The following is a 21,560-nucleotide window of genomic DNA, read 5'->3' as shown; positions in this document are numbered from 1 at the left end:
CCCCCTCAGGCTTCTTTGCCGAACAGACCTGCGGGCTTGAGCAGCAGGACAATCACCATCACCAGGAAGATCACTGTGTTGGATGCTTCCGGGTAGAAATATTTGGTCAAACCTTCTATGACACCCATACCCAGACCGGTCAGAATGGCGCCGCCGATGGAGCCCATGCCACCGATAACCACAATGGCGAATACTACGATCAGCAGGTTGGAGCCCATATCGGGTGATACCGAGTAGATAGGAGCCGCCAGGACACCGGCCAGGCCTGCAAGGCCTACACCAAAGCCAAAGGTCAGCGTTACGATCAGCGGTACGTTGATACCGAATGCCTGCATCAGCTGCGGGTTTTCAGTACCGGCACGCAGGTAGGCGCCCAGTTTGGTTTTCTCGATCATCCACCAGGTCAGGCCACAAACCACAACCGAAGCACAGATGATCCAGGCACGGTAATCCGGCAGATACATGAACGGCAGTTTGGTGCCGCCGCTAAGGGCTTCAGGAATGCGATACGACAGGCCTGAAGAACCATAAAGATGGGTAAAGATACCTTGCAGCATCAGCGCAAAACCGAATGTCAGCAGCAAGCTGTAGAGATGATCTTCATTGGCGATGGGACGGATCAGGAACCGTTCCATCAATATACCGACAAGACCTACTGCCAGAGGAACCAGCACCAGGGCTGCCCAATAATTGATGCCCATATATTGCAGCGCCAGATAGGCAGCGAACGCGCCCAGCATGTACATGGCACCCTGAGCAAAGTTGATGATTTTCAACAGACCGAAGATGATTGCCAGCCCCAGGCTGAGCAGTGCATAAAAGGAGCCGTTGATCAGGCCGACCAATAACTGGCCGAACAAACCGAAGAGGTTGATTCCAAGAAAAGTCGCCATAGCCTTGTCCCGTTCACGCCGCTTTGCCCTTCTTTGGGCCGCAGAGGCCCGCACCACTGCCCGAATGGCAGTGGCCGACCTTTGTTAAAGCGGTTTATCTCTTATTTTTATTTAAAGTTGCACTCAGGCAGCATGGGTGCAAACGCCTGGTCACCCGGAATCGTGCTCACAACCTTGAAGATGTCGTTATCGTCACGACGCTCATCCGGTTTCTTGATTTCGACGTAGTACATGTCGTGAACCATACGACCGTCGGCACGGAGGGTAGCATTGCGGGCAAAGAAGTCGTCCGGCTTCATCTCTTTCATTTTTTTGATGACGGCATCAGAGTCATCAGTACCAGCAGCCTCTACAGCCTTGAGATAATGCATGGTCATGGAGTAGGCACCTGCTTGACCCATCGCCGGAATGGAACCAGAACGCTCCATGAAGCGCTTGCTCCACTCGCGAGTCTGATCATCCAGATCCCAATAGAAACCGGTGGTGGTACGCATACCGCCTGCCACGTTCGGATCCATCGCCTGGGCATTCGGTGTAAATACCAGCAGACCGGCAACATCCATCATCTGGGTCAGACCGAACTCAGAAGCCGCTTTCAGTGAGTTGACGGTATCGTTACCTGCGTTGGCCAGTGCCACTACATCAGCACCGGATGACTGAGCCTGAAGAATATAGGAAGAGAAGTCGGTAGTACCCAGAGGTGCACGAGCTGCACCAACCACTTCACCGCCATTCTCCTTGATAACCTTGGAGGCTACACCTTCCAGCGCATGACCGAAGGCATAGTCTGCGGTGATGAAGAACCACTTCTTCTTGCCCGCTTCTACCATCGGCTTAACGGTACCCTTGGCCAGGGCTACTACGTTATAAGTCCAGTGCACGTTGTACGGTGAGCATTGCTTGGTGGTGAACGCATTGGATGCGGAGGTTGAGATCAGCGCGATCTTCTTGGCATCTGTTGTTACCTTTGTCGCCGCACCGGTTACTGCGGACGATACCATGCCACCCACGGCATCAACCTGCTCGTTCTCAATCCATTTACGTACGATGGCAGAGCCGACATCCGGCTTCAGCTGATCATCCGCACTAACCACCTCGATAGGTTTACCCAAAACGGTACCACCGAAGTCCTCAACAGCCATTTGTGTTGCAATAACACAGCCCTGGCCACAGATATCTGCGTAGGTGCCACCCATATCAGCCAGTACGCCGATCTTGACCTTGTCATCAGAGACGTTGGCCAGAGCAGCGGAAGAGGCAACAGCAGCAACGGAAGCAGCCAGCAGGGTTTTCTTCATCATTTTCATCGATACTCTCCTGTCGAGCATTGTTATTTTTATATCTCTTGCACAGGCGTCAGACGCCCAGGTAGGTATTCAGGAGCTCAGTCTTGGCTTCCAGCTCGTGAGCATGGACTTCCTCGACAATATGACCGTGTTCCATGACGTAGTGACGGTCGGCAATTGGGGCAGCAAAACGGAAGTTCTGCTCCACCAGTAGAATGGTCAAACCACGCTCCTTCAGCTTGACCAGAACCTCGCCCAACTTCTGCACGATAACCGGAGCCAGACCCTCGGTAATCTCATCAAGCAACAGAATGTTGGCACCAGAGCGGAGAATGCGTGCCAGGGCCAGCATCTGCTGCTCACCACCGGAAAGGCGGGTACCCTGACTGTAACGACGCTCGTAGAGGTTGGGAAACATCTCATAGAGCTCATCAACACTCATGCCGTCAGACCGAACCGAAGGCGGCAGCAGCAGGTTCTCTTCCACATTCAAGCTGGAAAAGATGCCGCGCTCTTCCGGACAGTAGCCCAGACCCAGGTGCGCAATCTTGTGCGCCGGCATATTGATGGTTTCGTTACCGTTAATATTGATGGAACCGGTACGGCGACCGACCATGTTCATGATCGCACGCAGCGTGGTGGAACGGCCGGCACCGTTACGGCCCAGCAGTGTCACCAGCTCACCCTGCATCACCGTCATATCGATGCCATGCAGGATATGTGACTCACCGTAGAAGGCGTGCAGATCGTCGATACGCAGTTTTTCCCTGTGCGTGCTCATGCCTGTACTTCCTCCTTGCGTGCCTCTTCAGCCGCCGCTTCAGCGTTCAAGCGGTCCTGTTCTTCACTGGCTGCGGTACCCATATAAGCTTCACGCACACGCGGATCAGCCGAAACCGTTGCATAATCACCTTCGGTGAGAATGGCGCCACGCTGAAGAACCGTGATGCGATCTGCCAGTTTGGAGACCACATGCAGGTTGTGTTCGACCATCAGAATGGTGCGATCCTTGGACACCTTCTTGATCAGGTCGGCCACCAGGCCCACATCTTCGTGGCCCATCCCCTGCGTTGGCTCATCAAGCAGCATCAGTTCAGGCTCAAGTGCCAGTGTTGTGGCGATTTCCAGGGCACGTTTGCGACCGTAGGAAAGGTCTACCGTTTGTGCATCAGCGAACTCGGCCAGGCCGACAGAATCCAGCAACTCAACGGCACGATCGTTCAACTTATTCAGAACCGATTGTGGGCGCCAGAAATGGAAACTGTTGCCTTCCTTGCGTTGCAACGCGATGCGTACGTTTTCCAGCACAGTCAGATGCGGAAACACAGCAGAAATCTGGAAGGAGCGAATGACACCAGCACGCGCAATGGCAGCCGGTTTCATGTCAGTAATATCCTTGCCGTTGAACAGAATCTGGCCGGAGGTCGGCGTCAAAAACTTGGTCAACAGGTTGAATACGGTTGTCTTGCCGGCACCGTTAGGGCCGATCAAGGCATGTATATGGCCGCGCGTCACCTGGAGGTTAACGTCGTCGACCGCGGTGAAACCCTTGAACGCTTTAATAAGGTTACGGGTCTCGAGAACGTAGTCTGCACTCATGTGTAAACCAAGCCTCTTGTTGTTTTTATGCTGGCTTTCGCACTTGGCGTCGAATTTTTTACCTTCACGTAAGGTACGAATGCAAACTAGCAATTTACCCTAGGGGAATACAATTACTACTTTGGTCTAATACGCACAGTTTAGATGCCTTTAAATCACTATAAATGCATTAAAATACAAGCACTTATACTATTTTAAAAATAATTGGACGGGCTAAAAAAAGCCCGAGTGACACTTTACGTTAACGTAAACTTCATTTAGCCTCGGTAAAAACGATCACAACAGGATTGCAGCCTTGATAAGCAAGACCTACTCAATCAGTGAACTTGCCGCCGAGTTCGATGTAACAACCCGCAGCATCCGCTTCTATGAGGATCAGGGTTTGTTACACCCTTCTCGCCGGGGCCAGACACGCATCTACAGCAGCAAGGACCGGGTTCGCCTGAAACTCATTCTGCGCGGCAAACGTCTGGGCTTCTCACTGGCCGAGACACGCGAGCTGTTTGATCTCTGGGATGACTCCCTGAGCGGCAGTGAAAAGCAGCTGCAACTGCTATTGAAGACGATTAACGGCAAGCGTGCCGAGCTGGAACAGCAGCTAAAGGACATCGCCATGGTGCAACTGGAGCTTGATAACGCCGAATCGCGTTGCCTGGAAGCCCTGAGCGAACTCGAAAGCAAGAAACAGATGACAGCCGAATAAGCCCCTGGCATCGGCCCAATAACAATAAAGGTGGACTAGATGATCTCTGCATACTCTGAACTGAACTTCGGACTGGGCGATACCATCGATATGCTGCGCGAGCAGATCAACAGCTTCGCAGCCCAGGAAATCGCACCCCGTGCGGAAGCGATCGACCAGGAAAACGCCTTCCCCAACGATCTCTGGCAAAAGTTTGGCGACATGGGCCTGCTGGGTATTACCGTCAAGGAAGAATGGGGTGGTGTCGAGATGGGCTACCTGGCCCACGTCATCGCCATGGAAGAGATCAGCCGTGCCTCAGCATCTGTCGGTCTTTCATACGGTGCTCATTCCAACCTGTGTGTGAACCAGATTCACCGCAACGGTAATGACGAGCAGCGTGCCAAGTACCTGCCCAAACTGATCAGCGGCGAACATATCGGTGCACTGGCCATGTCAGAACCTAATGCCGGTTCCGATGTAGTGTCCATGAAGCTCACCGCCCGTGATGCCGGTGACCACTATGTGCTGAACGGTAATAAGATGTGGATCACCAACGGCCCGGATGCCAACGTCTATGTTATCTATGCCAAAACCGAACCGGCAGCCGGCCCCAAAGGCATCACCGCTTTCATCGTTGAACGTGATACCGAAGGTTTCAGTCAGGCACAGAAACTGGACAAGCTGGGGATGCGCGGCTCCAACACCTGTGAGCTGGTATTCCAGGACGCAAAGGTACCCAAGGAGAACATTCTGGGCGAACTGAATGGCGGCGTAAAAGTCCTGATGAGCGGCCTCGACTATGAGCGCCTGGTACTGTCCGGCGGTCCGCTGGGCATCATGCAGGCAGCCATGGATATTGTGGTTCCTTATATCCGTGACCGTAAGCAGTTTGGCCAGGCCATCGGCGAGTTCGAGCTGGTACAGGGCAAGGTTGCCGACATGTACACCCAGATGAATGCCGCCAAATCCTATGTATATATGGCGGCCATGGCAGCGGACCGCGGCGAGACCTCTCGCAAGGATGCGGCCGGTGCCATCCTCTACTCTGCCGAAATGGCCACCAAGGTCGCACTGGATGCCATCCAGCTGCTGGGCGGCAACGGCTACATTAATGAATTCCCGACTGGTCGCCTGCTGCGTGATGCCAAGCTCTACGAGATCGGCGCCGGTACTTCTGAAATCCGTCGCATGCTGATCGGCCGCGAGCTGTTCCTCAACAAATAAGAATAATCCAACGTTGCCGGGCAGCACGCCTGCCCGGTACAGCGAGGAGCCTTTCGATGACTCAACTGCATAGCAAAGTAAATCCGCGCTCGGACGAGTTCCGCGCCAACCATGACTCCATGGACGCCGCTGTTGGTGACCTGCGTGACAAGATCGCGCAGATTGAACAGGGCGGTGGCCCCAAGTATCAGGAACGTCACCTGTCTCGCGGCAAACTGCTGCCCCGTGAACGTATCAACGCGCTGATCGATGAAGGCTCCCCCTTCCTCGAACTGTCACAGATGGCCGGTTACGACGTCTATGAAGAAGACGTACCGGCTGCCGGCATCATTACCGGTATTGGCCGTATCAGTGGTGTTGAGTGCATGATCGTAGCCAACGACGCGACCGTTAAAGGCGGCACCTACTACCCGGTTACCGTTAAGAAGCACCTGCGTGCGCAGGAAATTGCTGAACAGAACCACCTGCCCTGCATCTACCTGGTCGACTCCGGTGGCGCCAACCTCCCGCGTCAGGATGATGTATTCCCGGACCGTGATCACTTCGGACGCATCTTCTTCAACCAGGCACGCATGTCATCCAAGGGCATTCCGCAGATCGCCGTCGTAATGGGACTTTGTACTGCCGGTGGCGCTTATGTGCCGGCCATGGCTGACGAGTCCATCATCGTACGCAACCAGGGCACCATCTTCCTGGCCGGCCCGCCGCTGGTAAAAGCGGCCACCGGTGAAGTGGTCAGCGCTGAAGACCTGGGCGGTGCCGATGTGCACTGTAAAACGTCCGGTGTTGCCGATCACTATGCCGAGAACGATCAGCACGCCCTGCAGATCGCCCGTGACTGTGTGAAGAACCTGAACCACCGCAAGCAGCTGAACGACCTCAACCTGCGCAAACCCGAAGCACCGCTCTACTCTGCTGATGAGCTGTACGGCATTGTGGGTACCGACCTGCGCAAACCATTCGATGTGCGTGAAGTGATCGCCCGTATCGTCGATGGTTCTGAATTCGACGAATTCAAAAAGTACTATGGGACAACACTGGTTACCGGCTTCGCCCATGTGCATGGCTACCCGGTCGGTATTGTGGCAAACAACGGCATCCTGTTCGGTGATTCCGCCCAGAAAGGGGCTCACTTCATCGAGTTGTGCTGCCAGCGCAAGATCCCTCTCCTGTTCCTGCAGAACATCACCGGCTTCATGGTCGGTCAGAAAGCCGAATCCGAGGGTATTGCCAAACACGGTGCCAAGATGGTGACTGCGGTTGCCTGCGCCAATGTACCCAAGCTGACCGTTCTGATTGGCGGTAGCTTCGGTGCCGGCAACTACGGCATGTGTGGCCGTGCCTACAGCCCCAACTTCCTGTGGATGTGGCCTAACGCCCGTATCTCCGTGATGGGTGGCGAGCAGGCCGCGGGTGTACTGGCGACCGTCAAGCGTGATGGTATGGAACGTGCGGGTGAAGAATGGCCGGCGGAAGAGGAAGCCGCCTTCAAAAAGCCGATTATCGATACTTACGAGCATCAGGGCCATCCCTATTATGCCAGCGCTCGCCTTTGGGATGACGGCGTCATTGATCCGGCCCAGACACGTGATGTTATCGGCATGGGCCTGTCCGCCGCACTGAACAAGCCGGTCGAAGAGACCCGCTTCGGCGTCTTCCGCATGTAACCGCTGCCATATAAAGGAAAGCGCTATGGAAAATAACAATAACACTGTACTGCTGGAGGTATCCGCCGCGGGCGTCGCGACACTGACGCTGAACCGTCCAGAGGTTCACAACGCCTTTGACGACAGCATCATTGCAGCACTGATCGAGGCCCTGGAAGCTACCGACCGTAACCCTGAAGTGCGGGTGCTGGTATTACGCTCCAACGGACGCAACTTCTCAGCCGGGGCTGACCTTGGCTGGATGAAGCGGATGGCTCAGAACAGCCATCAGGAAAACCTTGAAGACGCCGGTCAGCTGGCCCGCCTGATGGAAGTGCTGAACAACCTGAGCAAGCCGACCATTGGTCTGGTACAGGGGGCCGCCTACGGTGGCGCCGTAGGCCTTGCCGCCTGCTGTGACATCGTCATCGCCACCGAGCAGAGCTCGTTCTGCCTGAGCGAAGTGAAGATCGGCCTCATCCCGGCCGTCATCAGTCCTTATGTAGTCCAGGCAATCGGTGAGCGTCTGTCCCGACGCTACTTCCTGACCGCCGAGCCCTTCAGCGCCAGAATTGCAGCCGATGCCGGCCTGGTCCATGAGGTGGTTCCGGATGCTGATCTGCTCGACGAAGCCTGCAACCGCTTCATTGCCAAGCTGCGTCGTAACAGCCCTCAGGCCATGAATGCCGCCAAGGATCTGATTTTCGCCGTCAGCCAGAAACCCATTGACCAGTCGGTCATCGATGACACGGCCCACCGCATTGCCGATATCCGTGTCAGTGAAGAAGGTCAGGAAGGTCTGAGTGCTTTCCTGGGCAAGCGCACACCGAACTGGATCGAGGAATAAGTCATGTTTAACAAGATTCTGATTGCCAACCGTGGCGAGATCGCCTGCAGGGTTATTCAAACAGCTCACCGCTTGGGTATTCGTTGCGTTGCCGTCTATTCCGAGGCCGACCGCCACGCCCGTCATGTTGCCATGGCCGATGAAGCTTTCCTGCTGGGCCCGGCGCCTAGCAGTGAAAGTTACCTGCGTGCAGATAAGATTATTGAAGTCGCCAAGACCAGCGGCGCTCAGGCGATTCACCCCGGGTACGGTTTCCTGTCGGAAAATACCGATTTTGCCGAGGCCTGCGAAGCAAACAACATTGTCTTCATAGGCCCACCCGCATCAGCCATCGCCTCCATGGGTTCCAAGTCCGCCGCCAAGGCGATCATGCAGGATGCCGGCGTACCGCTGGTACCGGGCTACCATGGCGATGACCAATCTCCTGACCTGCTGCGTGCAGAAGCCGAAAAATGCGGCTTCCCGCTGCTGCTGAAAGCCGTTGCTGGCGGCGGCGGCAAGGGGATGCGCGTGGTTGAAGCCATGTCCGAATTCGACGAAGCCCTGGCTGCTGCCCAGCGTGAAGCCAAAAATGCCTTCGGCAACCCGGATATGCTGATCGAGAAATACCTGACCCAGCCGCGTCACGTGGAGATTCAGGTGTTCTGCGATAGCCAGGGCAACGGCGTCTATCTGGCCGAGCGCGACTGTTCAGTGCAGCGTCGTCACCAGAAGGTACTGGAAGAAGCCCCCGCTCCCGGTCTGAGCGAAGAAACCCGCAAGGCGATGGGTGAAGCGGCTGTGCGTGCGGCCCAGGCGATCGACTACGTTGGCGCTGGCACCGTGGAGTTCCTTTATGACGTGGATGGTTCTTTCTACTTCATGGAAATGAACACACGCCTGCAGGTGGAGCATCCGGTGACCGAAATGATCACTGGTCAGGACCTGGTTGAATGGCAGCTGCGTGTCGCCAACGGTGAAGCCCTGCCGCTTCAGCAGGATCAGATCCGCCTGCGTGGCCATGCACTGGAAGCCCGTATCTATGCGGAAGACCCGGATAACGACTTCCTGCCGGCTACCGGCACTCTGCGTTACCTGCGTACGCCCGATGAAAATACCCATGTGCGTGTCGATACCGGCGTGGTTGAGGGTGACGAAGTCAGCATCCATTATGACCCGATGATCGCCAAATTGGTGGTTTGGGACGACAACCGCGAGCGTGCTATCAACCGAATGGTGCAGGCACTTGAGGAATATCGCATAAGCGGCGTGAAGACCAACATCCGCTTCCTGCATGCGCTGGCTGATTCTGCCCCCTTCCGCGAAGAAGACCTGGATACAGGCTTCATTGGCAAACATGAAGACCTGCTGTTCCCGCCCGCGCAACTGGACGAGAATCTGGGGCTGGTATTGAGCGCCTGCTTCTTCCTGCTGCGCAGCAAGGCCGAGCAGACCTTACCGGCAGACCCCTTCTCCCCCTTCGCACGGCAGAACAGCTGGCGCCTGAATTCACAGTATGCGCGCCCTATGACGCTGCTCAGCGATGATATTCAGCATCAGCTCAGCATTCTGGAGCAGGATGATCACTACGAGATCTGCATCGGTGACAGCAGCTACAACGTGCGCGCAAGCCTGGATGATGACCGCCTGCAGGCCACGGTTAATGGACACCGCTTCAGCATCTGCGGCGACCTGCATCAGGACCAGCTGGTGCTGTTCCATGAAGGCGAAACCTTCCACTGTGCCCAGCACCGTGAGCAATATGGTCTGGAAGATCAGGCCAGCGAAGGTGGCCTGCAGGCACCGATGAACGGTTCTGTGGTCGCGGTACTGGTCAAGACTGGTGATGTGGTTGAAGCCGGCCAGACCCTGGTGATCATGGAAGCGATGAAGATGGAGCACTCCATCAAGGCACCGGCTGCTGGCACGGTCAGCGAGATCTTCTTTGCCGAAGGCGACCTGGTGTCCGAAGGCGCCGAGCTGATCTCGGTTGATCTGGACGATGAGGAGGCTGCCTGATGAGCTTTCCGCAACAGGTTCGTATTGTTGAGGTTGGCCCGCGCGATGGCCTGCAGAATGAGCCGGGGCCGATCATTCCTACCGAAACCAAGGTGGAACTGATCAACCGACTGGCGAACGCTGGCGTGTCACACATCGAAGCGGCCAGTTTTGTCTCACCCAAGTGGGTGCCGCAGATGGGCGATGCGGCGGCCGTAATGGCCGGGATTGACCGTCGACCGGGCGTCACCTACTCCGCCCTGACGCCCAACCTGAAGGGGCTGGAGGGCGCCATTGCCGCCAACACCCCGGAGGTCGCGGTCTTTGCCGCCGCCTCCGAGGCGTTCTCGCAAAAAAACATCAACTGTTCCATCTCCGAAAGCCTTGAGCGTTTTGTCCCCGTAATGGAGCAGGCAAAGGCCGCCGGTATTCGTGTCCGTGGTTATGTCTCTACCGTTCTCGGTTGTCCCTATGCCGGTGATATAGCGCCCGCCCAGGTTGCGGCTGTCAGCCGCGCCCTGATGGATATGGGGTGCTATGAAGTTTCCCTGGGTGACACCATCGGCAAGGGTACACCGCTGAAAGCCAAACAGATGCTTGAAGCGGTCGCGAAAGAGGTGCCCATGGATCGCATCGCGGCTCATTTTCATGATACCTATGGACAGGCGCTGGCCAACCTCTACGCCGTACTTGAGGAAGGCGTCGCCGTGATCGACAGCTCAACCGCTGGTCTGGGGGGATGCCCCTACGCCAAGGGCGCGTCCGGCAACGTTGCCACAGAAGATGTGCTCTATCTGCTCGAAGGCCTGGGCATCAAAACCGGGATCAACCTTCAGGCTGTAGTTGACACCGGTCACTGGATTACCCGAGAGCTGGGCCGTCATAACGGCTCAAAAGTCGCCCAGGCATTGGGCGAATGCAATCAATAAAGTGCTTTGATACAACGCCCGCATAACGATAAAAAGGGGAACACAGGATGTCACAGCCCGATCATATTACCGCCCTGGATCTGCCCATCCCCGAGCGGCATCAACTGCCCGAAGACGTGCAGAAATACTTCGGCAAATGCGATGAAAAACTGGGCATGGTGCCCAATGTATTGACCGCCTATAGCCAGAACCTGGCGCAGTTCGAGGTTTTTACCCGCTTTTACAACGAACTGATGTTTGGCGAAAGCGAATTGACGCCACTGGAGCGCGAGATGATCGCGGTGGTGGTCTCCTCCAACAACAACTGTTACTACTGCCTCACAGCACATGGCGCCGCCGTTCGCGAATACTCCGGTGACCCCGCTCTGGGTGAGCTGATGGTGATGAATTATCGCGTCGCTGAGCTGGAACCGCGCCAGCGTGCGATGCTCGACTTCGCCCACAAACTGACCGTCAGCCCGGCCGAGATCACCGAAGATGACCGCCAGGTGCTGCGTGATGCAGGCTTCAGTGAGCGCGGCATCTGGGATATCGCCAACGTAGCCGGCTTCTACAACATGACCAATCGCGTCGCCAGCGCAGTAGATATGCAGCCGAATCCCGAGTATCACGCCCGCTTCCGCTAACCGGTTCACTTTGTCATCAGACTGGATAACAACAAAAAATTGGAGTCATAACGATGAGCAACACACTTCCAAGCTATACCAGCAGCACTGCCGACAAGCCGCTGATCGGCATGACCATTGGCGACAAATTTGATGAGATCGCCAATCAATACCCGGATAACGATGCCCTTATCGTGCTGCATCAGGATATTCACTGGAGCTACCGCGAGCTGCAGCAACAGGTCAATCAGTGCGCCCGCGCCCTGATGGCGCTGGGTGTACGCAAAGGTGACCGCGTCGGTGTCTGGTCGCCCAACTGCTCCGAGTGGACGGTATCCCAGTTCGCTACCGCCAAAATCGGTGCCATTCTGGTCAACATCAACCCGGCCTATCGTACCCATGAGCTGGAGTACGCCCTGAACCAGTCCGGCGCCCGCTTCCTGATCACTGCCGACAGCTTCAAGTCGTCCGATTACCGCGGCATGCTGTATGAGCTGGCACCGGAGCTAAAAGCCTCCGCCGAGGGCAAACTCAAGTCGCAGAAACTGCCGGAACTGGAATGCGTGATTAACCTCTCCAGCGAGAAGCATGCCGGCATGTGGCGCTGGGCGGACATGATGGAGCAGGCCGAGCAGACACCCGAAAAGGACCTGGCTGACCTGCAAGCTACCCTGCAGTTCGATGAAGCGATCAACATCCAGTACACCTCCGGCACCACCGGTTTCCCAAAAGGCGCCACCCTGTCGCATCACAACATTCTCAACAACGGTTTCTTTGTTGCTGAAAGCATGGGCTTCACCAGTGAAGACCGTCTTGTGATCCCGGTCCCCCTGTACCATTGCTTCGGTATGGTGATGGGCAACCTGGGCTGCGTAACCCACGGCGCTGCCATGATCTACCCGGACGAAGGCTTTGAACCCACCTCCGTGCTGAAAGCCGTTCACTCACAGAAGGCCACCGCACTTTACGGCGTACCGACCATGTTCATTGCCGAACTGGACCACCCCGAATTTGAAAGCTTCGATCTTTCCACCTTGCGCACCGGCATCATGGCCGGCTCCATCTGCCCCACCGAGGTGATGAAGCAGGTGATCAACAAGATGAACATGTCCGAAGTACAGATCGCTTACGGCATGACGGAAACCAGCCCGGTATCGACCCAGACCGGCGCCAATGACAGCATCGAAAAGCGTGTATCCACTGTTGGCCGCACCCAACCGCATCTTGAGAGCAAGGTGGTTGACCCGGGTACCGGCCAGATCGTACCGCGGGGTGAAATCGGTGAACTCTGCACCCGTGGCTACAGTGTGATGCTGAAGTACTGGAACAACGAGCACGCCACCACCGATGCCATCGACGAGGCGGGCTGGATGCACACCGGCGACCTGGCCACCATGGACGATGAGGGTTACATTCAGATCGTGGGCCGTATCAAGGATATGGTCATTCGTGGTGGCGAAAACGTCTACCCGAAAGAGATCGAAGAATTCCTCTACACCCACCCCGCCGTATCCGAAGTACAGGTAACCGGTGTACCGGACAAGAAATACGGTGAGGAACTGATCGCCTGGATCAAGCTGCACGGCGATGCTGATGAAGTCAGCGCTGAGGACCTGCGCGAATTCTGCAAGGGCAAGATCACCCACTTCAAGATCCCGCGCTACTTCAAGTTTGTGCAGGAATTCCCGATGACGGTGACCGGCAAGATCCAGAAATTCAAAATGCGTGAAATCTCCATTGCTGAACTGGGCCTGGATGACTGATCAGGCCTGATGCCTACCCAGGAGGACAACGCCGGCCCTGTGCCGGCGTTTTAGATTATGAGTATTGACCAACACTACCAGCAGGAACTGGACCCTGAGGCTGTCATTCAGAAAGTTCAGGCCGCCTATCCGAACGGCGCAGATCTATATCAGCTCGCGCCACTGGATCAGCTCCATATTGGCGGTATTAAAGCCTCTGAACGCCTGCTACGCCATCTGGACCCCAAACGGCACACACATGTGCTGGATATCGGATCGGGCGCTGGCGGCCTTATGCGTCAAGCCGCTGGTCTTGGAGTACAATTGATTGGGTTGGATATCACCCATGATCTGAACCGTCTGAACCAGGGCCTTAACCGTAGTTATGTCAGTGAGGCAAACAATCCGGTCCTGACAGGCGATGCCCACCATCTACCCTTGGCTGCTGCCAGTATCGACCTGATTCTGTTCCAGCACAGCTTTCTCAACATGCCGGATGACTTGCAGGTATTGCAAGAGTGCCGACGGGTACTCAAGCCCGGCGGTCAGTTGGTGATGCATGAAGTGGTTGTGGGTGAGAACCCGGAAGCCATGCAGTTTCCCGTACCCTGGGCCGAACACTCAAGCCAGTCTCACCTGCTCACTGATATTGCGCTCAGGGCACGCTTGCAACAGGCCGGCGTCAGCGATATCACCCTGGAAGACTGGAGTCAGGAAGCCATAGACTGGCGCAGGCGCCAGCTGGCCAAGGAAACATCACACTCTCGGGTGAAAGCCCCCTTGTCTCCAGCCATGATACTGGGCAAGCGCTTTGCGGCCATGGGCAAGAACCTGGTACACAACCTTGAAAGCGGAGCTATTCGTGTGGTTGAAGTCACCGCGCGTATACCAGGCTGATTACCTGGAAAGGTTATGAATCCAGTGCCTCGTATTTGTCAAGTTTGTTATAGAGCGTCTTCACACTGATGCCCAACTGCTGAGCCGTCTGGGTTTTATTGCCTTCATTCTCAGTGAGGGTCTGGGTGATAGCTTCACGCTCTATCTCTTCCAATGACGTCCCGGTCGGCACCCCCAGGCGCTCTTCAAAGTTCGGCGGAGGGTTCTCAAGCACCAGATGCTCTTCAGTAATCAGCTCGTCTGCCAAGATCGCCGCACGCTCAATAACATGTTTTAGTTCACGCACATTACCAGGCCAACTATGGGCCTGCATGGACTCTTTCGCAGACTCGGAGAACCCCAGCTGCCCCCCTTCTGCGGCATTTCGATAAGCGAGAAAGTGTTCTGCCAATCCCAGTATGTCCCCTTCCCGCTCACGCAAGGGCGGAACAATGATGGGAAAGTGCGCGAGACGAAAATACAGGTCTTCTCGCAGATGGCCTTCCGTGATCGCTTGCTGCGGATTTCTGTTGGTTGCCGCCAGAATACGTACATCAGCACGTAACAGCCGCTGACTGCCCACGGGCCTGTACTCTCCGGTTTCCAGTACCCTCAGCAGCTTGACCTGATGCTCCAGCGGCATTTCTGTCACTTCATCGAGAAAAAGGGTGCCGCCCTGTGCTTGCTCAAAGACACCCTGATGATCACGTACGGCACCGGTAAACGCACCCTTGATATGACCGAAAAGCTCACTGTCGATAAGTTCGGGGCTCAAGGCACCACAGTTGATGGCTACGAACGGCGAATCAGCCCGCCTGCTGGCAAGGTGAACCGTATTGGCAACCAGCTCCTTGCCGACTCCACTTTCACCCTCAACCAGCACACTGGCGGTTGATCGGGCTACACGTCGAAGCGTTCGATAGAGGTGCTTCATCACATTTGACGAGCCCACCAGTAAGCCGAACTGATCCAGTGAGCTGCTGCTCACCGCCGGAGTATCATCGGTCTCGGATTCAAGGTCTTGCAGCAGGTCACGGCAAAAGTCCTGCAGGAACTCGGGGTCTACCGGTGTTCTTAGATGCACCGCAGCAGATTTTTTGACCAGCTCATCCAATAAAGGGTTCGGCGCCCCAGATGAAATAAAAATAAATTCCGCAGTCGTCAGTATCCCCGATTGAACCAGAGACTCTGATTCGCGCTCGGTGATTGTTTCACTTTCAATAATGGCCAGTGCCGGCGCCAGAGCATCAAGCTCCTCAGCCCAATCACCCTCACTCTGGATAATGTCAAAACCGGTTAGTACCTTACAGTCGTTAAAAACACGACACTGAGATTCCGATTCTACATGTATGAACGCGCGGGGCTTTGTCATCAATACTCCCTGTCCTGTTACAGGCAGCTTGAAAGCACCCTGTAAAATTTTCTGACGGCTTATAAAAAATACCGTCTACAGCCTTTGAATAATACTGATTTATGCCTTTTGTCAGCAGGTTACGGATTGGTACGTGAATTGAATATGAATCAGGAACACTCTTGTAAACCCGGTAAAGATGAATCGCTATGGCTTGCCGACACCGTGAAGAAACCCGGTTACTGACCTTTGCTGATACCTTGTTGAATCAGTGCCTGCGACTGGACTACATCAGCCAGCAGACCCTCTATCTGGATGAACGTCATCAACTCAAGGCATTGGGCCAATATCACCATTCACTGGCAGTGTTTCTGTTTTCCAGTATCAAGACGCGCATTACCTGTTCTGTTCACGTCAGCGTCACCGCCAGAAGCATTGCAACGTCTGGATCGGCGACTGCACTCAGCCAACAGTTTTTTGATCTGGACGCCTTTAAAACCCACCATAATTGGCTAGTGAAAGAAGGTAAGCAGCACCTTGAACATATTCAGACCCCTGAACTGCGTCTTGCCCTATCGACTGTCCTCTCGGCACTTTTACTGTCTGAACATCAGATTGGGGTAGTCATCGATAACCCCTAAACAGGTGAGGGTATTTATTTCATCACATCCGGTAAAAAATTCATTCTCACCTTTCAACAACCGTTGCCAAAATAAATAAAATACAGCAATTTCAATAAGTTAAAAATTGGCACGCTATTCGCTATATAGCTGAGTGACTACAGTGAAAAGGAGATATTCATGAAGACGCTAGCCAAGACACTGACTGCCATTTCTCTTTCAGGTGCGCTGCTGGGTGCAAACCAGGCGCTGGCCAATGACTGGAAAGATCAGAGCCACGATGCCTGGCTCGACGGCAAAGCTGAAACGGTGCTGCTCATGAACACCAGTCTCAATTCATTCGATATCAACACCGATGTGAACCAGGGCACGGTTATTCTCAGCGGTAAGGTCGCCAGCGAAATCGACAAGGAACTGGCTGAAGAGTTGGTGGAAGGGATTGATGGCGTCAAAATGGTTGAAAATGAACTCAGCGTCATCAATGACAAGAGCAACAGTGATAATTCACTGGTCGGCTCCATGACGGACGCCAAGGTGACCACAGTACTCAAGTCCCGTTACATGTTCGAATCTGAAGTGAGCGCCGTTGATATCAACATCGACACCAAAGAAGGTGTTGTTACATTGAATGGCCAGGTAGCCAGTGCGGCTGAAAGTGATTTGGCCGAAGCCATCGCTCGCAAGACCGATGACGTAAAACGCGTCGTGAACAACCTGGAAGTTATTCAGAGTTAATAGAGGTACTGCGTACCCAATACACTCCTTCAGCATACATTGCAGGGCCGCCCACCAGCGGCCCTGCTTTTGATTCTAATCCGCCAATACCAACTCAACACGTCGATTCTCGGAACGACCGCCATCGGTAGCGTTACTCATCACCGGGCTAACAGGGCCAACTCCGACCGGTTTAAGACGCCCAGCTGCAATTCCGTGTTGCTGCACCAGCGTGGACACCACAGTATCGGCACGGTCCTGGCTCAACTTCATATTGAAATCGAAGGCACCCTGGCTATCCGTATGGCCAACCACATAAAACGATTGTGCTTCATGTTTCGCCAGATATTCAGCAATCGTAGCCACGACATCAGCCGATTCTGCTTTAAGGCTGGCCTTGGCGGTATCAAACAGCACACCGTCCAGCTCAACCTTACCGGTTTCAGCCAGCGCCTTGCTCATGCCATCCAGATCGATGCTGATGCGGTCATCATCCAGAGATTCGATCTCGCCGATATCCAGGACGGCTTTGGTCGGGAAGCGGCCGCCACTGTACTGAGCAACCACAAGGGTGGCGTAGGTGTCTTTGCCCTGAACATTGGCTTTGCCAGACCAATAAAAGTACTGATAACGGTTACCGTGCAGGTTGGGCGCATCCAGGCCCTTGTCACGCCCACGGCGTGCTGTATTGCCGTACCAGTAGAGCTTGTTTACAAACTTGCCACCACACTCGTCATCATTGCGACAGGTGAAGATCGGCGTAAAGCCAGCCTTGGCGAAGGCTTTCTCGTAATTACGAAAAACCTGTAGTGCTGAATATTTAGTATCGTTTGCTTCATAACCAAGCGTGGTTACCTTACCTTCCAGGCGAAGCACAGGCGGAAGTTCGCCATCAGTACGGGGACCGGTCGCGACGAGGAATTCATCATACTCGCTGGCGTAGTAACTCTTGATATAGGTATCAGGAAAGCGGGACAGCAAGGGGTGGTCTTCAGAACCCCGTACATCATTGGCGGCAACGGCGGGAAGCGCCATCAGCGCTGACAAGGTACAGGGCAAGAACGTTTTGAACATCGTAGCGGATCCTTACTTCATGTTCATTAGTGGGGGCCAGACACTTGCCGGTCTGGAGTCAGCCGAATGGCTGTAAAAAAGCCCCATGCGGCAAGGGCCGCTGGAGCTTTAATAAAGGGCTGTGGAAGTGTGTATCTGATAGCCTGATGAAGGTCGTAAGTAGCCGATGGATTCACCACAGCTTCGTAATCGATCCCTGCGATACCAAAACCGAACAGCTCAAGCAGTCCATTCTTATACAACGGGTAGTCGATCAGGTCGAACAAATTTTCAGGCTAACCTGTGCCAAAGGCCAGCTGATACAGATCAGCCCCCCGGGCACTTCGTCATTCCGTTAAAGCGGCTCGTCTCGCAGCAAAGAGAACTTGATCTATGCTGAATTTACATTCGGAGATCAAACAAAATGCATGCAATGCCGGACAACTTGCCGCCCCTGCCTTCCGCGACCGACATGGACAGCCCCATCGGCACCATTGCCGAGGTTCACGGCCCGGTAGTGGTAATCCGATGCGATCGTCTGCCGCCCTTGCGACAAGCGCTTTACGCCCGTTTTGATCATGACGCCTACCTGTTTGAAGTACACCAGCACCTGGATCAACAGCATGTTCGCGCCATCACACTGCACCGAACCGCGGGCCTGCATCGCGGCCTGCCAGTCCATGACACCGGCGCCCCCTCCATGTACCGGTAACCCCTGACTGCCTGGGCCGGCTGCTTAATATCTTCGGTGAACCGCTTGATGACAATCCCCCGCTTAACACCGACCAGTGGCGCAATATTCACACCCCTCCCTCTTCACTGTTTGATGCTGTCGGCAGCGGTAACCTGCTGGAAACAGGCATCAAGGTGATCGACCTGCTCTGTCCTTTTATTCGCGGCGGCAAGACCGGCCTTTTCGGCGGTGCCGGGGTCGGCAAAACGGTACTGGTGATGGAGTTCATGCACGCTGTGGCTACCTTGCACAAGGGCGCTTCGGTGTTTGCCGGAGTCGGCGAACGTATCCGTGAGGCTCATGAGCTCTGGCATGAAATGCAGGCCGCTGGCGTGATGGACCGCACCCTGATGATGTTCGGCCAGATGGACGAGTCCCCCGGCGTACGCTTTCGCATAGGCCTGGCGGCGTTGACGTATGCCGAATATCTGCGCGATACGTTAAGCAAGGAGGTATTGTTCGTGATGGACAACATCTTCCGTTTCGTCCAGGCCGGCAGCGAAATTTCCAGCCTGTTGGGTCGCATGCCTGCCACCGTCGGCTACCAGCCAACCCTGATAACCGAAGTAGCCGAACTCCAGGACCGTATTCTGTCCACACGTGACGGCGCTATTACCTCGGTACAGGCCGTGTACGTGCCAGCAGATGACATGAGCGACCCGGCGGTAAACGCTATCCTCAGCCATCTGGACTCCACCATGGTACTGTCCCGCGCCCAGGCAGGCAAAGGAATTTATCCGGCGGTAGAACCACTTCAATCGACCAGCCGCCTGATGGATCGCCATACTCTGGGTGACCACCACTACGCTGTCGCCGAAGGCGTGCGCGAACACCTGGCCCGCTACCATGAACTGGAAGACATCATCGCCATGTTGGGGCTGGAAGAGTTATCGGTTACAGACCAGCGCACCGTGCAGCGAGCACGCAAACTGCAACGCTACCTGACCCAGCCGTTCCGTGTCACCGCGTCTCATACCGGCGTGGCTGGCGTCAGCGTCCCGCTCAAAACCACACTTGCTGACTGCGAAGCCTTCCTGCTGGGCCAGTATGACGAAGTCCCCGAGCGACAGTGCTACATGCGCGGCAGTATGCAGGAGGGGATGCGATGAATAGTTTCAACCTGCAGATATTGGCCACCGAGCAACAGTATCAGGTGCCAGATGTCACTTCCTTTATTGGTGAAGACCGCTCCGGCAGTTTCGGTATCCTGGCACAACACCAACGCCTGATGACCTCACTCGTTTTCGGCCTGGCCCGTTTTCGCAGCGGCGACGCCCCCTGGCAATACCTGGCAGTGCCTGGGGCACTGCTCTACTTTGCTGATAACCGCCTGCAAATTTGTACCAGACGTTTCCTGATTGACAGCGATTACGACCGTATTTCCTCACGTTTACAGGAGCAACTGGTTGCCGAAGAAGAGCGCATGCGCTCACTGAAAGACAGCGTCCACCATATGGAAGAGCAGATCCTTCGCCGCCTTTGGGAATTGGGCCGCAAACACTCGGAGGTCAACTGAAAATGGCCAGCCGAGATGACAACCGACTGCGCAAGCAGGTCGAACAACAGGCCCGCCGGATCAAGAAGGCCGAGCGCGAACGCCCGACGCTGCTGGCACAAACCTTTTTCATCGGCCGGCTGGGACTGGTATTCGTCATCCCCGTTGTAGCCGGTGCCTACCTTGGCCGCTGGCTGGATAGCCTGTTCAGTGGCTACTCGACCCGTTGGACGCTCAGCCTGATCCTGCTTGGACTGGTGTGCGGCGGCTTCAACATCTATCTGACCATCAAGGGTAGCGAGGATGAGTGACGGTGAGATGTTTGCTCAGGTGGTATTCCGGCTGGGTCCTGTAGAGATAAGCAATACGGTGTTGACCACCTGGGGCATACTGGTATTTATGGTGGGTGGCAGCTACTGGCTCAGTCGCAACCTTCAGCAGGCAGCACCAGGTCGGGTACAGACACTGGCCGAAGGCGTCTGCATCGCCATCGAGGACGCCATTCATGCCGTCGCGCCCAACCATGTGCAGCTGCTGTTCCCGTTTATCGCCACCCTATGGATTTTTCTGGTGGTCGCCAACCTGGTCGGCCTGATCCCAGGCTTGCACTCGCCCACACGCGATCTGTCCGTCACCTCGGCACTGGCGATTATCGTATTCCTGTCGGTGCACTGGTATGGCATCCGCGACCAGGGACTGAAGCAATATCTGCGGCACTACCTGAGTCCTACCCCTTTCCTGCTACCGTTTCATATCATCAGCGAAATTTCCCGCACGATTGCTCTGGCCGTGCGCCTGTTTGGCAACATCATGAGCCTGGAGATGGCGGCGCTTCTGATTCTGATCGTCGCCGGTTTTCTGGCGCCCATTCCCTTACTGATGCTGCACATCATCGAAGCACTGGTACAGGCCTATATATTCGGCATGCTGGCCCTGATCTATGTGGCCGGCGGCATGCAAACCCAACAGTTACGCCAACAATCACAGCAGAAGGAAAACGCCCGTGAATGACATTACCTGGTTCACGATTGCCTCGACTGTTTTTACCGCCCTGGCCATCGGCATCGGCGTATTGGCACCCGCCCTGGCCATGGGGCGCGCCATCAGCAGCGCACTCGACGCCCTGGCCCGCCAGCCTGAAGCCGAAAAATCGATCATGCGGACCCTCTTTATTGGGTTGGCCATGATTGAATCACTCGCAATCTACGTGCTGGTTGTGGTGCTGATTATTCTGTTCCGTAATCCGCTGCTCGAATACCTGCTACCAACCGCATCCTGACCGCGT

At 55.3% G+C, this 21,560-nt stretch carries 22 protein-coding genes and 1 pseudogene; 16 read left to right on the top strand and 7 right to left on the bottom strand.

Going from position 1 to position 21,560, the window contains the following annotated elements; genetic code table 11:
• Positions 1 to 5 precede the first annotated feature (5 nt).
• From O3C79_RS10225 to O3C79_RS10210, 4 genes are all read right to left on the bottom strand, one after another.
• Positions 6 to 893 (bottom strand): branched-chain amino acid ABC transporter permease, encoded by an 888-nt coding sequence (locus tag O3C79_RS10225; RefSeq protein ID WP_494383029.1) that lies wholly within the window; start codon positions 891 to 893, stop codon positions 6 to 8.
• A gap of 107 nt (positions 894 to 1,000) precedes the next feature.
• Positions 1,001 to 2,200 carry an ABC transporter substrate-binding protein gene (locus O3C79_RS10220; RefSeq protein WP_494383028.1) on the bottom strand — a complete coding sequence of 400 codons (1,200 nt, stop codon included), beginning with the start codon at positions 2,198 to 2,200 and terminating at the stop codon, positions 1,001 to 1,003.
• A gap of 49 nt (positions 2,201 to 2,249) precedes the next feature.
• On the bottom strand, positions 2,250 to 2,960 hold the full coding sequence (locus O3C79_RS10215; protein WP_076463718.1) for an ABC transporter ATP-binding protein: 711 nt from the start codon (positions 2,958 to 2,960) through the stop codon (positions 2,250 to 2,252).
• Positions 2,957 to 3,778: an ABC transporter ATP-binding protein gene (locus tag O3C79_RS10210; RefSeq protein WP_417532759.1), complete on the bottom strand. Its 822-nt coding sequence runs from the start codon at positions 3,776 to 3,778 to the stop codon at positions 2,957 to 2,959. Before O3C79_RS10210 ends, O3C79_RS10215 begins: the two co-directional genes overlap by 4 nt.
• A 298-nt stretch (positions 3,779 to 4,076) precedes the next feature.
• On the opposite strand from O3C79_RS10210, the gene O3C79_RS10205 reads away from it, so the two are divergent.
• Genes O3C79_RS10205 through O3C79_RS10165 form a run of 9 tightly spaced genes read left to right on the top strand, consistent with a single transcriptional unit; the run spans position 4,077 to position 14,330 of the window.
• A complete protein-coding gene (locus O3C79_RS10205; protein WP_029510959.1) occupies positions 4,077 to 4,481 on the top strand; it encodes a MerR family transcriptional regulator in 405 nt (134 codons plus the stop codon).
• Between the two features lie 39 nt (positions 4,482 to 4,520).
• A complete protein-coding gene (locus O3C79_RS10200; RefSeq protein ID WP_494383027.1) occupies positions 4,521 to 5,687 on the top strand; it encodes an isovaleryl-CoA dehydrogenase in 1,167 nt (388 codons plus the stop codon).
• Between the two features lie 56 nt (positions 5,688 to 5,743).
• Positions 5,744 to 7,354: a carboxyl transferase domain-containing protein gene (locus O3C79_RS10195; protein ID WP_494383026.1), complete on the top strand. Its 1,611-nt coding sequence runs from the start codon at positions 5,744 to 5,746 to the stop codon at positions 7,352 to 7,354.
• A 25-nt stretch (positions 7,355 to 7,379) separates the two neighbouring features.
• Positions 7,380 to 8,180 carry an enoyl-CoA hydratase/isomerase family protein gene (locus tag O3C79_RS10190; protein ID WP_076463725.1) on the top strand — a complete coding sequence of 267 codons (801 nt, stop codon included), beginning with the start codon at positions 7,380 to 7,382 and terminating at the stop codon, positions 8,178 to 8,180.
• A 3-nt stretch (positions 8,181 to 8,183) separates the two neighbouring features.
• Positions 8,184 to 10,178: an acetyl/propionyl/methylcrotonyl-CoA carboxylase subunit alpha gene (locus O3C79_RS10185; RefSeq protein WP_494383025.1), complete on the top strand. Its 1,995-nt coding sequence runs from the start codon at positions 8,184 to 8,186 to the stop codon at positions 10,176 to 10,178.
• A complete protein-coding gene (locus O3C79_RS10180) occupies positions 10,178 to 11,086 on the top strand; it encodes a hydroxymethylglutaryl-CoA lyase (protein ID WP_494383024.1) in 909 nt (302 codons plus the stop codon). Before O3C79_RS10185 ends, O3C79_RS10180 begins: the two co-directional genes overlap by 1 nt.
• Positions 11,087 to 11,133: 47 nt before the next feature.
• Positions 11,134 to 11,712 (top strand): peroxidase-related enzyme, encoded by a 579-nt coding sequence (locus O3C79_RS10175; RefSeq protein ID WP_494383023.1) that lies wholly within the window; start codon positions 11,134 to 11,136, stop codon positions 11,710 to 11,712.
• 53 nt (positions 11,713 to 11,765) lie between these two features.
• Complete coding sequence (locus tag O3C79_RS10170; RefSeq protein WP_494383022.1) at positions 11,766 to 13,454, top strand: AMP-binding protein; 1,689 nt, start codon at positions 11,766 to 11,768, stop codon at positions 13,452 to 13,454.
• 57 nt (positions 13,455 to 13,511) lie between these two features.
• Positions 13,512 to 14,330, top strand: a complete 819-nt coding sequence (locus tag O3C79_RS10165; RefSeq protein WP_494383021.1) for a class I SAM-dependent methyltransferase — start codon at positions 13,512 to 13,514, stop codon at positions 14,328 to 14,330.
• 13 nt (positions 14,331 to 14,343) lie between these two features.
• On the opposite strand, the gene O3C79_RS10160 is transcribed toward O3C79_RS10165, so the two are convergent.
• Positions 14,344 to 15,681, bottom strand: coding sequence for a sigma-54 interaction domain-containing protein (locus O3C79_RS10160; RefSeq protein WP_494383020.1), 1,338 nt, complete (start codon positions 15,679 to 15,681; stop codon positions 14,344 to 14,346).
• 188 nt (positions 15,682 to 15,869) lie between these two features.
• Between O3C79_RS10160 and O3C79_RS10155 the strand changes: the two genes are divergently transcribed.
• Together O3C79_RS10155 and O3C79_RS10150 are read left to right on the top strand one after the other, a co-directional pair.
• Positions 15,870 to 16,301, top strand: coding sequence for a hypothetical protein (locus O3C79_RS10155; protein WP_494383019.1), 432 nt, complete (start codon positions 15,870 to 15,872; stop codon positions 16,299 to 16,301).
• Positions 16,302 to 16,460: 159 nt separating this feature from the next.
• Entirely contained in the window at positions 16,461 to 17,015 is a 555-nt protein-coding gene (locus O3C79_RS10150) for a BON domain-containing protein (RefSeq protein WP_494383018.1), read from the top strand.
• 75 nt (positions 17,016 to 17,090) lie between these two features.
• Here the strand turns inward: O3C79_RS10150 and O3C79_RS10145 are convergent, their stop codons facing one another.
• Together O3C79_RS10145 and O3C79_RS10140 are read right to left on the bottom strand one after the other, a co-directional pair.
• On the bottom strand, positions 17,091 to 18,068 hold the full coding sequence (locus tag O3C79_RS10145) for an OmpA family protein (protein ID WP_494383017.1): 978 nt from the start codon (positions 18,066 to 18,068) through the stop codon (positions 17,091 to 17,093).
• Between the two features lie 26 nt (positions 18,069 to 18,094).
• On the bottom strand, positions 18,095 to 18,334 hold the full coding sequence (locus O3C79_RS10140; RefSeq protein WP_494383016.1) for a hypothetical protein: 240 nt from the start codon (positions 18,332 to 18,334) through the stop codon (positions 18,095 to 18,097).
• Between the two features lie 185 nt (positions 18,335 to 18,519).
• Between O3C79_RS10140 and atpD the strand changes: the two are divergent.
• From atpD to O3C79_RS10115, 5 genes and pseudogenes are all read left to right on the top strand, one after another.
• Positions 18,520 to 19,889, top strand: a pseudogene (atpD, locus tag O3C79_RS10135) (F0F1 ATP synthase subunit beta).
• Positions 19,886 to 20,296, top strand: coding sequence for a F0F1 ATP synthase subunit delta/epsilon (locus O3C79_RS10130; protein WP_494383015.1), 411 nt, complete (start codon positions 19,886 to 19,888; stop codon positions 20,294 to 20,296). Before atpD ends, O3C79_RS10130 begins: the two are co-directional and overlap by 4 nt.
• Positions 20,297 to 20,298: 2 nt before the next feature.
• On the top strand, positions 20,299 to 20,586 hold the full coding sequence (locus tag O3C79_RS10125) for an AtpZ/AtpI family protein (protein ID WP_494383014.1): 288 nt from the start codon (positions 20,299 to 20,301) through the stop codon (positions 20,584 to 20,586).
• Complete coding sequence (locus O3C79_RS10120) at positions 20,579 to 21,286, top strand: F0F1 ATP synthase subunit A (protein ID WP_494383013.1); 708 nt, start codon at positions 20,579 to 20,581, stop codon at positions 21,284 to 21,286. The genes O3C79_RS10125 and O3C79_RS10120 overlap by 8 nt, the downstream gene beginning before the upstream one ends.
• Positions 21,279 to 21,554, top strand: coding sequence for a F0F1 ATP synthase subunit C (locus tag O3C79_RS10115; RefSeq protein ID WP_494383012.1), 276 nt, complete (start codon positions 21,279 to 21,281; stop codon positions 21,552 to 21,554). Before O3C79_RS10120 ends, O3C79_RS10115 begins: the two co-directional genes overlap by 8 nt.
• Positions 21,555 to 21,560: the final 6 nt, after the last annotated feature.

The organism is Marinobacterium sp. NO-S09, from assembly GCF_059179545.1.
Note: the sequence above shows the minus strand (reverse complement) of the source record. Positions and strands in the feature narration are given on the sequence as shown.

Coding starts and splice junctions, on each gene's coding strand:
- O3C79_RS10225 (WP_494383029.1), bottom strand. CDS start 893: ATGGCGACTTTTCTTGGAATCAACCTCTTCGGTTTGTTCGGCCAGTTA.
- O3C79_RS10220 (WP_494383028.1), bottom strand. CDS start 2,200: ATGAAAATGATGAAGAAAACCCTGCTGGCTGCTTCCGTTGCTGCTGTT.
- O3C79_RS10215 (WP_076463718.1), bottom strand. CDS start 2,960: ATGAGCACGCACAGGGAAAAACTGCGTATCGACGATCTGCACGCCTTC.
- O3C79_RS10210 (WP_417532759.1), bottom strand. CDS start 3,778: ATGAGTGCAGACTACGTTCTCGAGACCCGTAACCTTATTAAAGCGTTC.
- O3C79_RS10200 (WP_494383027.1), top strand. CDS start 4,521: ATGATCTCTGCATACTCTGAACTGAACTTCGGACTGGGCGATACCATC.
- O3C79_RS10195 (WP_494383026.1), top strand. CDS start 5,744: ATGACTCAACTGCATAGCAAAGTAAATCCGCGCTCGGACGAGTTCCGC.
- O3C79_RS10190 (WP_076463725.1), top strand. CDS start 7,380: ATGGAAAATAACAATAACACTGTACTGCTGGAGGTATCCGCCGCGGGC.
- O3C79_RS10185 (WP_494383025.1), top strand. CDS start 8,184: ATGTTTAACAAGATTCTGATTGCCAACCGTGGCGAGATCGCCTGCAGG.
- O3C79_RS10180 (WP_494383024.1), top strand. CDS start 10,178: ATGAGCTTTCCGCAACAGGTTCGTATTGTTGAGGTTGGCCCGCGCGAT.
- O3C79_RS10175 (WP_494383023.1), top strand. CDS start 11,134: ATGTCACAGCCCGATCATATTACCGCCCTGGATCTGCCCATCCCCGAG.
- O3C79_RS10170 (WP_494383022.1), top strand. CDS start 11,766: ATGAGCAACACACTTCCAAGCTATACCAGCAGCACTGCCGACAAGCCG.
- O3C79_RS10165 (WP_494383021.1), top strand. CDS start 13,512: ATGAGTATTGACCAACACTACCAGCAGGAACTGGACCCTGAGGCTGTC.
- O3C79_RS10160 (WP_494383020.1), bottom strand. CDS start 15,681: ATGACAAAGCCCCGCGCGTTCATACATGTAGAATCGGAATCTCAGTGT.
- O3C79_RS10155 (WP_494383019.1), top strand. CDS start 15,870: ATGGCTTGCCGACACCGTGAAGAAACCCGGTTACTGACCTTTGCTGAT.
- O3C79_RS10150 (WP_494383018.1), top strand. CDS start 16,461: ATGAAGACGCTAGCCAAGACACTGACTGCCATTTCTCTTTCAGGTGCG.
- O3C79_RS10145 (WP_494383017.1), bottom strand. CDS start 18,068: ATGTTCAAAACGTTCTTGCCCTGTACCTTGTCAGCGCTGATGGCGCTT.
- O3C79_RS10130 (WP_494383015.1), top strand. CDS start 19,886: ATGAATAGTTTCAACCTGCAGATATTGGCCACCGAGCAACAGTATCAG.
- O3C79_RS10125 (WP_494383014.1), top strand. CDS start 20,299: ATGGCCAGCCGAGATGACAACCGACTGCGCAAGCAGGTCGAACAACAG.
- O3C79_RS10120 (WP_494383013.1), top strand. CDS start 20,579: ATGAGTGACGGTGAGATGTTTGCTCAGGTGGTATTCCGGCTGGGTCCT.